Source organism: Bacillus nitratireducens, from assembly GCF_001884135.1.
Lineage (GTDB): Bacteria > Bacillota > Bacilli > Bacillales > Bacillaceae_G > Bacillus_A > Bacillus_A nitratireducens.
This window is the reverse complement of record NZ_MAOC01000008.1, coordinates 138,235-149,783: the sequence shown is the minus strand read 5'-3', so window position 1 is coordinate 149,783 and position 11,549 is coordinate 138,235. Positions and strand designations below refer to the sequence as shown.

11 protein-coding genes and 2 pseudogenes are annotated in these 11,549 nt (G+C 36.3%); 11 read left to right on the top strand and 2 right to left on the bottom strand.

Annotated elements, in window-relative coordinates:
- The 5 genes and pseudogenes from BAU23_RS29650 to BAU23_RS03875 all read left to right on the top strand — a co-directional run.
- Positions 1-1,035 (top strand): AHH domain-containing protein (locus BAU23_RS29650; RefSeq protein ID WP_244159701.1); only part of this gene is annotated, 1,035 nt, incomplete at its 5' end.
- A 34-nt stretch (positions 1,036-1,069) separates the two neighbouring features.
- Entirely contained in the window at positions 1,070-1,639 is a 570-nt protein-coding gene (locus BAU23_RS03890; RefSeq protein ID WP_000707096.1) for an imm11 family protein, read from the top strand.
- 69 nt (positions 1,640-1,708) lie between these two features.
- On the top strand, positions 1,709-1,954 hold the full coding sequence (locus BAU23_RS03885) for a hypothetical protein (RefSeq protein ID WP_033670477.1): 246 nt from the start codon (positions 1,709-1,711) through the stop codon (positions 1,952-1,954).
- A 238-nt stretch (positions 1,955-2,192) separates the two neighbouring features.
- Positions 2,193-2,291, top strand: a pseudogene (locus BAU23_RS30465) (sporulation initiation factor Spo0A C-terminal domain-containing protein); the annotation flags it as partial.
- Positions 2,292-2,542: 251 nt separating this feature from the next.
- Positions 2,543-3,115, top strand: a pseudogene (locus BAU23_RS03875) (PRK06770 family protein).
- A gap of 148 nt (positions 3,116-3,263) precedes the next feature.
- On the opposite strand, the gene BAU23_RS03870 reads toward BAU23_RS03875, so the two are convergent.
- Positions 3,264-3,410 carry a YycC family protein gene (locus tag BAU23_RS03870; RefSeq protein ID WP_001247671.1) on the bottom strand — a complete coding sequence of 49 codons (147 nt, stop codon included), beginning with the start codon at positions 3,408-3,410 and terminating at the stop codon, positions 3,264-3,266.
- A 50-nt stretch (positions 3,411-3,460) separates the two neighbouring features.
- On the opposite strand from BAU23_RS03870, the gene BAU23_RS03865 reads away from it, so the two are divergent.
- A complete protein-coding gene (locus tag BAU23_RS03865; protein ID WP_000172552.1) occupies positions 3,461-4,189 on the top strand; it encodes a glycerophosphodiester phosphodiesterase in 729 nt (242 codons plus the stop codon).
- Positions 4,190-4,240: 51 nt separating this feature from the next.
- On the opposite strand, the gene BAU23_RS03860 is transcribed toward BAU23_RS03865, so the two are convergent.
- Positions 4,241-4,474 carry a DUF2627 domain-containing protein gene (locus tag BAU23_RS03860; RefSeq protein WP_001190193.1) on the bottom strand — a complete coding sequence of 78 codons (234 nt, stop codon included), beginning with the start codon at positions 4,472-4,474 and terminating at the stop codon, positions 4,241-4,243.
- 137 nt (positions 4,475-4,611) lie between these two features.
- Here BAU23_RS03860 and BAU23_RS03855 point away from each other — a divergent pair, with 137 nt between their 5' ends.
- From BAU23_RS03855 to lpdA, 5 genes are all read left to right on the top strand, one after another.
- Positions 4,612-6,684, top strand: a complete 2,073-nt coding sequence (locus tag BAU23_RS03855; protein ID WP_000811011.1) for a sigma-54 interaction domain-containing protein — start codon at positions 4,612-4,614, stop codon at positions 6,682-6,684.
- Positions 6,685-6,879: 195 nt separating this feature from the next.
- Positions 6,880-7,779: a phosphate butyryltransferase gene (gene yqiS, locus BAU23_RS03845; protein ID WP_000763065.1), complete on the top strand. Its 900-nt coding sequence runs from the start codon at positions 6,880-6,882 to the stop codon at positions 7,777-7,779.
- Positions 7,780-7,814: 35 nt separating this feature from the next.
- On the top strand, positions 7,815-8,915 hold the full coding sequence (locus tag BAU23_RS03840) for a leucine dehydrogenase (RefSeq protein ID WP_000171358.1): 1,101 nt from the start codon (positions 7,815-7,817) through the stop codon (positions 8,913-8,915).
- Positions 8,916-9,002: 87 nt separating this feature from the next.
- Positions 9,003-10,106: a butyrate kinase gene (gene buk / locus BAU23_RS03835; protein ID WP_000056192.1), complete on the top strand. Its 1,104-nt coding sequence runs from the start codon at positions 9,003-9,005 to the stop codon at positions 10,104-10,106.
- A 4-nt stretch (positions 10,107-10,110) separates the two neighbouring features.
- Positions 10,111-11,532 carry a dihydrolipoyl dehydrogenase gene (gene lpdA, locus BAU23_RS03830; RefSeq protein ID WP_001051284.1) on the top strand — a complete coding sequence of 474 codons (1,422 nt, stop codon included), beginning with the start codon at positions 10,111-10,113 and terminating at the stop codon, positions 11,530-11,532.
- Positions 11,533-11,549: the final 17 nt, after the last annotated feature.

Sequence of the window (11,549 nt, the reverse complement as noted above, 5' to 3'; positions counted from 1 at the left end):
GAACGTTATGATGGTAATTTAGTTGATGGGAATTTATCAGATGAAAAGGTAGAAGAAGGGGCAATGTGCGGCAAACCCTCTGAAAAATCTATGCTTAAAAAAATTTGGGACGGTATATATGTTGGTTCTGGGCAAGTTATTGGGGGGATTGTGGAAGGGTTTGATTCACTAGACGATACAGTAACAAAAGAAAACATTAAGTATGCTATAGGTCACCCTATAGAGACAACCTTTACTGCTTGGAATGCTGTTTCGGATTCATTTATGAATGATTTTTGGCATGGTGATGCGGAAAGTCGTACAAAATGGGGAACGAGTGTTTTTATGGGGCTTGGATTGGGATGGCTTGGGGATAAAGGAATAAGTAAAGTAGGGAAAGTAACTACACTCGCAAAAGGTACGAATCTAACAAAATTCTCAGAAGGTATCTCGTCTGTTTCGAATCAATTACCATTGAAAGACCGATTTGCATTTGCAGGTACTAGTGGCTTTGGTAGCAATCAGATAAAAGCTTTTGAAGCTTTACAAGAAGCCCGTGATACATTTATGTTTTCCGAAACTGGTGGAAAAAGTAGAGTTAAAGGTGTACAAGAAGTAATAAAAGATTATGCGGATAAAGTTTTTGATAGAGTAGATGTAAAAAATGATTATCCCGATTCGTATACAGCATCTCAAAAATTACGTGAAGAACTTAAGGATGCAGGGATTGAACCACCCCCATATTCTAATGCAGCACATCATCTAACACCTTGGAATGATAAAAGGGCTATTGAAGCACAAGAATTATTAAAAGAATTTGGAATACACCATGATTCTGCTGCTAATGGAGTATTTTTACCGTATAAAGTAAATGAATATGTGACTACTGAAGTGTTACATATAGGTAACCATGGTACGGATTATATGAAAGAGGTAACTAAGGTACTAAAAGAAGTTAAAGAATATGGTGGTACTCAAGCAGACGCTGTTGCAGCTTTACATGACATAAGAACACGTTTATTAGATGGCAGCTTAAAATTAAATAGCCCGAAATAATTTATGAATAGATTAAATATAAAGGAGAAGGAAAATGAAAATTTGGGAATTGAAGAGTTCATCTGATAACTATGAGTCTTTCCAACTATTAAATTATAAAAAGGATAAGAAATATTTTGAAGGAAAATTCAACTCCACTACAATTTTACTAGATTCATGGGGAGAAATATTTATTGAATGTCTAGAAGAAGGAAATCATAGTGATTTTCCTTATTTTTGGGGAGAAACTGGTGCACCAATGGTTAGTGAACAAGCGAAAAAATTATTAGAACCTTTAATAGGTGCTAACGTTGAGTTTCTTCCACTTATTAACAATACAACGGGTGAAGTATATTATGTAGTTCATGTTTTAAATGTATTAGATGCAATTGATAGTGATAAAGCAATTTTTAAAAAACTAATTACAGGTTTAATAATAGGGTGTGAAAAATTTGCATTTACTCCTAATGTTATTCAAAATGAAGTGATTTTTAAAGTATATGTAAATAAAAGGATTCATCCTACTGCTGTTTTTGTATCTGAAGAATTTAAAAATACAGTGTTAGAAAGTGATTTAAAAGGTTTTGAATTTGTAGAGGTATGGGATTCAGAAACGGACATGTAAAAAGGTCCTAAAATAACTGACAGGAGTTAGTAACATGGACGCAAAGGTTTGGTTTCAGAAATTCTAAGAATGTTAAACAATTATGGGGGAAATGAAAAAGAAATTTTTGAACAGATTCAAGCTGAAGCAATGGTGAAATATAAACAATGTGAAGAAATGATAGATACGATACTGAATAATAAGTTTAGAACCGAAAAAGAAAAGCATGAAGCTATAATGAGTATGATAGGACATATTTTCACTTGTGGCGTATCTTATGGGAGTGTTCAAGTTCCATTAGAAATGATTAAGAATCGTCAATCATCTATACATTGATTTATATTTTGAGATAAAGTCGTACCAGATAGTTGATGAAATGAATAATAGTACACGAATGTCATTTAATTTTATTGACGTTTGCCCCTGTGGTTATGTAGCATATTCCTATACACATTAGTAACGTAATGTTACCAATGAATTAGGGAAAACTAAACCAATAAAGGGCGTGAAATTTAGCGTATTTATTGGACGAAAAGAAAATGTTAGAAACGTATACATATCAAGGTTTAAAGCTTTTGGTTATACAGTATCCATGTCAAAAGCAAAACCTACGAATTCTGAGTTTATCGCAATGGTTGCGGATAAGCTAATACTTGAACATAAGGCTAGTTGAGAGTAGTATATTCAAAATAAATTTTTTTTATAAAAGATCAAGGAGTTTAAAACACTCGTTGATCTTTTATTTTGTTATAAGAATAATATTGAAGTCGTATTTCATAAGAAATATGATTATGACACATTCAAAGGTGATTTATTGATTTATATGGAAAATAAAACATATATTTAGTAAAAATATCTATAAAGGGATATTTCTTGATATAGAATTTGTTAAGGAACAAACTAGAAATATTTGGGGATATTTATATGAAAAAGAAAATTTTAATTTGGATTGGATGTGCAATAGGCTTAGTCGGGCTTACTGCTGGTATAACTTTTGGAATGTTGGAACTTGCAGATAATCCGGCGGAAAAACAAGCTAGTGCTGAAATAGATACAAGCGAATATAAAACAGTTCCAAAAGAAAAAGAAGCGTAGTTTGGTGAGATTGGTGGTGCAAGTGCGAAACTCCAAATTACAAAAGATTCTACTGAAGAAGAAGTAGTTAAAGCGATGCACAGTATGACCCACCAAAAAGTAATAGCTGAGCAAAAATGGGGAGCAATCCCGATGTCTAAAGAGAATACTGAAAAAGTAAGAAGTATCTTAAATGAGAGTGCTTTTGAAACGAAAGAAGAACTTTTAGCGATTGCTGAAAGATGGATAAACAAAGATTTTAGTAAAGTTGTGGACGATCATAACTACTTTTGGAAACTGCAAGGTGGTAATATCGGAAAAGCGATAGGAGTTATGGACTCGCTAGAAGAGCAAACTTTTTCTTTAAACAATTTTGGAGATGTAGTAACAGGTGAATTACATAAATCTGGAGACCTTCAATAGATTGGTGGAACTTAAAATTGCAATTTGTGGAAAAAGGCTTCTCTATAGAGGCTTTTTATTTTGTTGTTCCATGCATTCATAATTTTAGTGGGTAAGTTATCCATGATATAATAGAAAATAATAAAAAGCCCTGCAAAACAGGACTATATTATTCTTCGTCTTTATTTTGTTTTTCTAATTCAACTAACTTTTGGATTAAAATATGCTGTGGCATATGCATAAGTTGTTCAAGTGGAACACCTAACGCTTTTGATAGGCGGACTGCAGTGTCTGGAGAAATTTGTAATGGTCTCATAGAAGTACCTCCTTTTTCGTATAGTATAGCATAAGATTGGGGGAGTGAGGATGACTCTTATATTTGCACATCGTGGTGCAGCGGGAACATATCCGGAAAATACAATGATTTCATTTGAAGCGGCGGAGGCTTTCGGAGCAGATGGAATTGAACTCGATGTTCAATTCACGAAAGACGGAAAAGTTGTCGTCATTCATGATGAAACGGTGGATCGGACAACAAATGGAAAAGGTGCGGTTCGAAATTATTTATATGAAGATTTATGTAAGTTGGATGCGAGTTATAAATTCGGTGACAAAGTAGGTTTTTGCAAAATACCTCTTCTAGAAGAGGTGTTAGAATGGCTCGCAAAAACGACATTGCTACTCAATATTGAACTGAAAAATAATAAAATCCCATACAGAGGTTTAGAAGAAGAGGTTATAACACTTGTACGTAAGTTTAGTCTAGAGGATCGGATTGTATTTTCTTCTTTTAATCACTATAGTATGAAGCGATGTCATATGATGGCTCCTGATATTCAAACAGCTATTTTATATCGTGAAGGTTTGCATAGCCCGTGGGCATATGCAAAAAAGATGGGTGCTACTGCAGTACATCCGAATTATCGTTATCTTCAAGATGCTATCGCTGAATTAACGATGGAAAGTGGTGTGGAGGTTCGTCCTTACACGATAAATGAAGAAACGCTTATGCGTAAATATTTTGATATGAATATATCAGCGATTATTACTGATTATCCTGAAACAGCAAGAACTTTATTACCGATAAAAAAATGAGACCTAATATAATGGTCTCATTTTTTATTTATGATATGTGAAAACTTTGTTTTATCTTCTGAAGCGTGCTTGTACTTTATTTCTCTTACGATCTCTGTGTAAGACGAAGCCGCCGAAGATATAAAACCCGAGTGCGAAGCAAAGAGCGCCGATTAAAAATTGTAACCATAATATAGGGATTGGGGAGAACAAAATCCCAAATACAGTATCTCTCATTAGTTTAATACCAAGCACGGCTAATGAAATGGGGATGAGTGCTAATAATAGAGCGAGGTAACGCTGCATACATAACGCTCCTTTTCAGATTATTTTGTTTATTTTAATGATGTTATATGGAATGGGGGTTTGTCAAGAGGTTGCTGAACGAGTAAGATAAGAATGTGAAAAATTTTGCAGAGATACTTCGAGAGGAAGTGTAATGTATGAAACAAAAAGTGTTAATTGTTGGAGCGGGTGAAGGTGGGAGTACACTGCTGAGTCTGTTGCAAAATTCGAATATATTTCAAATTATAGGGGTTATTGATATTAATCCAATTGCGAAAGGGTTACAAATCGCAAAGGAATATGGGGTTCCGATTGGTGATAGTATAACTCCGTTTCTTTCTATGCATATTGATGTAATGTTTGATATGACAGGTGATTATGATTTACATAAAGTGTTATTGGGAAGTAAGCATAAAGATACTCTTCTTATACCAGGGGATATTGCGAAAATTGTTACGAGATTAGCGCATGAGAAGGAAGGTTTGATCGGACAGCTAGAGGAACAAACGCAACAAGGGAATTTAATTTTAAATTCAACGCATGACGGTATGATTGTTATAGACCAAGAGGGACAAGTTCGTCTGTTTAATAAAAGTGCAGAGCGTATTATCGGATATAAGAAAGAAGAGGCGATAGGAAAATATATTTTAGAAGTTATTCCAACGAGTAAGTTGCTTCGTATTATACGCACGAAAAAAATAGAAGTGAATCATGAACTGACGTTAGAGAATGAAAAAAAGATTATTACAACGCGTATTCCGATATTAAAAGAAGGCGGAGAGGTTCAAGGGGCATTTGCGATTTTTAAAGATATTACAGAAGTTGTAGATTTAGCGGAAGAAGTTACAGACTTAAAAGAAATTCAAACGCTACTTGAGGCGATTATTAACTCATCTGAGGAAGCGATTTCGGTTGTTGATGAGAAAGGAAGAGGACTAGTTATAAACCCTGCTTATACGAAGTTAACGGGTTTGACGGAAGAAGATATTCTTGGGCAGCCAGCTACAACTGATATTGTAGAAGGTGAAAGTATGCATATGAAAGTACTTCGGACGCGCCGAGCAGTACGAGGGATACATATGAAGATTGGGCAAAAAAAGCGAGATGTAATTGTAAACGTAGCGCCGGTTATTGTTGATGGAATATTGAAAGGAAGCGTCGGGGTAATTCGCGACGTATCAGAAATTCAAAAGTTAACAAATGAATTGAATAGGGCAAGACAAATTATTCGAACGTTAGAAGCGAAATATTCATTTGATGATATTGTTGGCGATTCAGATGAAACGACGGCAGCTATTGAACAAGCAAAACTTGGAGCGAATACACCAGCAACGGTATTACTTAGAGGGGAATCAGGTACAGGGAAAGAGTTGTTTGCACACGCGATTCATAATGGTAGTAATCGAAAATACAATAAGTTCGTCCGAGTAAACTGTGCTGCTATTTCCGAGACGTTATTAGAAAGTGAATTATTCGGTTATGAGGAAGGTGCGTTTTCTGGAGCGAAAAGAGGCGGGAAACGAGGGTTCTTTGAAGAAGCGAATAATGGAAGTATTTTTTTAGATGAAATCGGAGAGTTGTCTGCAAATACGCAAGCGAAGCTTCTTCGTGTACTACAAGAAAAAGAAATTGTGAAAGTAGGGGGAACGAAAGCGATACCTATTAATGTTCGAGTGATCGCTGCGACGCATGTGAATTTAGAAAAAGCTATTTTAGAAGGAAAGTTCAGAGAGGACTTATATTATCGTTTAAATAAAATCCCGATTCAAATTCCTTCCCTTCGTCAGCGTAAAGGAGACATACCAGCGATTGCAGAAAGATTAATTCAAAAAATTAATCAAGATTATGGTCGTAATGTAGAAGGACTCACCGATTCAGCCATTTCGTATTTACAATCATATGAATGGCCAGGAAATGTTAGGGAACTTGAAAATATTTTAGGGCGAGCTATTATCTTTATGAATTATAACGAGATATATATTGACGTACATCATTTACCGCCTTTACATAAGGAAGAACAAGTAGAGACGAAACAAAATAATTTATTACCTGAATTAGAAGAGAAGGCCCTTGAACACCTAGTGACAGAATTTGAGGGGAATATTATCCGTGAATATTTAGATAAATTTGATGGGAACAAAACGAAGACTGCAAAAGCGTTAGGAATTTCAGTTCGAAACTTATATTACAAGCTAGAAAAGTACGACTGCGCAAAAAATAGCATGCAATAAATTGCGTACCGTGCAATTTATTGCATGGTATACAAAAAGCGACAAAACAAGACAGAATATTGCGTTGTTTTCCAAAGTATTGATTTTACTGCATTTTGAATGCGTTTTCATTATTGGTAAGACCACTTTGAAAAGTTGGCACGGTATTTGCTTTATAAATAAACGAGGGACGACGGAAAGGGTTGATTACAAAATATGAAGTTAGAACACTTAATTGATCAAGCAGCAGGACAGCCTAAAAAAACTGTAGCTGTAGCAGTAGCTGAAGATCATGAAGTAATTGAAGCTGTAGCGAAAGCGATTAAATTGCAGCTAGCTCAATTTCGTCTATATGGAAATCAAGAAAAAATAATGGGGATGCTACAAGAACATGGTTTACAAACTTCAGAACACATTGAAGTGATTGCAGCAGCGTCAAATGCTGAGGCTGCAGAGCTTTCTGTTAAAGCTGTGAGAAACGGTGAAGCAGACGTGCTTATGAAGGGTAACATCCCAACAGCAAATATTTTAAAGGCTGTGTTAAATAAAGAGTGGGGGTTACGTAAAGGTAGCGTACTTTCACATGTAGCAGCATTTGAAGTTCCAAATTACGATCGTCTTATTTTCGTTACAGATGCAGCGATGAACATCGCGCCTGATGTAACACAAAAAGCTGCCATTATACAAAATACTGTAGAAGTTGCCCGGGCAATAGGAATAGATTTGCCGAAGGTAGCGCCAATTGCAGCGGTAGAGGTTGTTAATCCTGCGATGCAAGCGACAATTGATGCAGCGATGTTAACTCAAATGAATCGCCGCGGACAAATTAAAAATTGTGTCGTTGATGGACCACTTGCTTTAGATAATGCAGTATCACAAATTGCAGCAGAACATAAAGGCATAGTAAGTGATGTAGCAGGTAAGGCAGACATTTTACTCGTCCCAACGATTGAAGCTGGAAATGTGCTATATAAATCACTCGTATACTTTGCAGATGCAAAAGTAGGAGCTATGATTGCTGGCGCTAAAGCACCGATTGTTTTAACATCACGTGCTGATTCAGCAGAAACAAAAGTATATTCATTAGCATTGGCAGTTGCGACTGCTTCAAAATAAACCAAATAGGGTAAAACAATTAGGGGGAAACGACAATGACATTAGAAATCTTCGAATACTTAGAAAAATATGATTATGAGCAAGTGGTATTTTGTCAAGATAAAGAATCTGGTTTAAAAGCAATCATTGCAATCCATGATACAACACTTGGACCAGCTCTTGGTGGAACAAGAATGTGGACATATGATTCTGAAGAAGCGGCGATTGAAGATGCATTGCGTCTTGCAAAAGGGATGACATACAAAAATGCAGCAGCTGGTTTAAACTTAGGTGGTGCAAAAACAGTAATTATCGGTGATCCACGTAAAGATAAAAGCGAAGCGATGTTCCGTGCATTAGGACGCTACATTCAAGGACTAAACGGACGTTACATTACAGCTGAAGATGTTGGTACAACAGTAGATGATATGGATATTATCCATGAAGAAACTGACTTTGTAACAGGTATTTCTCCTTCATTCGGTTCTTCTGGTAACCCATCTCCAGTAACTGCATACGGTGTTTATCGTGGTATGAAGGCAGCTGCAAAAGAAGCGTTCGGTACAGATAACCTAGAAGGAAAAGTAATTGCCGTTCAAGGTGTTGGTAACGTAGCATATCACCTATGCAAACATTTACACGCTGAAGGAGCAAAATTAATCGTAACAGATATTAATAAAGAAGCTGTACAACGTGCAGTAGAAGAGTTCGGTGCATCAGCAGTTGAGCCAAATGAAATTTATGGTGTTGAATGTGATATTTACGCACCATGTGCATTAGGCGCAACAGTTAATGATGAAACTATTCCACAACTTAAAGCAAAAGTAATCGCAGGTTCTGCAAATAACCAATTAAAAGAAAATCGTCACGGCGACCTCATTCATGAAATGGGTATTGTATACGCACCAGACTATGTTATTAATGCAGGTGGCGTAATTAACGTAGCAGACGAATTATATGGATACAATAGAGAACGTGCACTAAAACGTGTTGAGTCTATCTATGACACAATTGCAAAAGTAATCGAAATTTCAAAACGCGATGGCATAGCAACTTATGTAGCAGCAGATCGTCTAGCTGAAGAGCGCATTGCAAGCTTGAAAAACTCTCGTAGCACATACTTACGCAACGGTCACGACATTATTAGCCGTCGCTAATCATTCATATATAACTTTTACAAAAGGTGTGGTTACCTCTTATGAGGTTTCCACTTCCTTTTGAATTTATTAGTGGAGGTAGCAACAGTGTCTTTAAATCGAATTCTTGTTATTAATCCGGGTAGTACATCCACAAAAATTGGTGTTTTTGATAATGAAAGACCTGTTTTAGAAGAAACTATTCGTCATGACGAAGAACAAATTGGAAAATATAAACGAATTATCGATCAATATGAGTTTCGTAAAGAAACGATTTTAGAAGTTCTACATTCTCACGGTATTAACATTTCAAAATTGAACGCTGTTTGTGGACGTGGTGGATTACTTCGTCCAATCGAAGGCGGTACGTATACAGTAAACGATTCAATGTTAGAAGATTTAAAAAAAGGATTTAGCGGTCATCACGCTTCAAATCTTGGAGGCATTTTGGCTTATGAAATTGCTTCTGGATTAAACATTCCGGCATTCATTGTGGACCCTGTCGTTGTAGATGAAATGGATCCGATTGCTCGTATTAGCGGTATTGCTGGTATGGAACGTAAAAGTATTTTCCATGCATTAAACCAAAAAGCAGTTGCTCGTAAAGTGGCTGAACAATTAAATCACAAATACGAGGATTTAAATTTATTAGTTACACATATGGGCGGAGGCATTACAGTTGGTGCTCATAAAAAAGGAAAAGTTATCGATGTTAACAATGGCTTAAACGGAGAAGGACCATTTAGTCCAGAACGTGCTGGTACAGTACCAGTAGGACAACTAGTTGAAATGTGTTTCTCTGGTGAGTATTACCGAGACGAAATGGTTAAAAAACTTGTTGGACAAGGTGGACTTGTAAGTCTTATCGGTACAAACGATGCAATTAAAGTAGAACAAATGGTTGAAAAAGGTGATCCTGAAGCAACGCTTATTTATAAAGCAATGGCATATCAAGTTGCAAAAGAAATTGGCGGAGCTAGTGCTGTGCTTCACGGGAAAATCGATGCAATAGTATTAACTGGTGGACTTGCATATAGTAAAATTCTTGTCGATGAAATAAAAGAACGAGTAGATTGGATTGCAGATGTTATCGTACATCCAGGAGAAGATGAATTACAAGCATTAGCAGAGGGGGCACTTCGTGTATTACGTGAAGAAGAAGCTCCAAAAGAATATGTTGTACGTGAAAAAGAAACGGTAGCTAGGGGTTGAGATAATGGCAAAAGAATATGATTTAGTCATCGTTGGCGGCGGTACTGGTGGATATGTTGCTGCTATTCGTGCATCACAACTAGGTTTAAAAACTGCACTTGTTGAAAAAGAAAATCTTGGTGGTACTTGTTTACACAAAGGATGTATTCCTAGTAAAGCTCTTTTACGTAGTGCGGAAGTATACGCAACTGCTAAAAAAGGAGAAGAGTTTGGGGTTATTGCAAGTAATGTAGAACTAAACTTTGCTAAAGTACAAGAGCGTAAAGAGAAGATTGTAACGCAGCTTCATAAAGGCGTTCAACACTTAATGAAACAAGGTAAAATTGATGTGTTTGAAGGTATTGGCCGTATTCTTGGCCCATCTATTTTCTCTCCGATGCCAGGGACAATTTCAGTTGAACTTGCAAGTGGAGAAGAAAATGAAATGTTAATTCCGAAAAATGTACTTGTTGCTACAGGTTCTCGTCCAAATTCATTACCAGGATTAGAGTTAGACGGAGAGTATGTAATGTCTTCAGATCATGCTTTAAAAATGGAAACGCTTCCTAGTTCGATCATTATTGTTGGTGGCGGTGTAATTGGTATTGAGTGGGCATCTATGCTTGCTGACTTCGGTGTAGAAGTTACTGTATTAGAATATGCGAAAAACATATTACCACTAGAAGATAATGACGTTTCAAAAGAAATGCAACGTCTATTCAAGAAAAAAGGTATTAAAGTGGTAACTGGTGCAAAAGTATTACCAGAAACATTGGTAAAAGATAATGGAGTAACAATTCAAGCTGAACATAACGGTGAGAACAAAGCATTTAAAGCAGAAAAAATGCTTGTATCTGTAGGAAGACAAGCAAATACGCAAAATATGGGCTTAGAGAACACAGATATTGTTGTGGAAAAAGGATACATTCAAACAAATGAGTTTTATCAAACGAAAGAATCTCATATTTACGCAATTGGAGATGTAATCGGTGGCTTACAACTTGCTCACGTTGCTTCTCATGAAGGAATTGTAGCAGTAGAACATATCGCTGGTAAAGAAGTTACACCAATTGATTATTCTATGGTATCAAAATGCGTATATAGCAGTCCAGAAGTTGCTTCTGTAGGCTTAACAGAACAAGAAGCGAAAGAAAAAGGCTATAAGTTAAAAGTAGGTAAGTTCTCATTCCGTGCAATCGGAAAGGCGCTTGTATACGGAGAATCAGATGGATTTGTAAAACTTGTAGTTGATGAAGAAACAAATGACATTCTTGGTGTTCATATGATTGGACCACATGTAACAGATATGATTTCTGAAGCTGGTCTTGCAAGAGTACTTGATGCAACACCTTGGGAAGTAGCACATACAATTCATCCGCATCCATCATTATCTGAGGCGATTGGTGAAGCAGCATTAGCTGTAGATGGAAGAGCGTTACACGCATAAAAATGTGGATTTAGGAG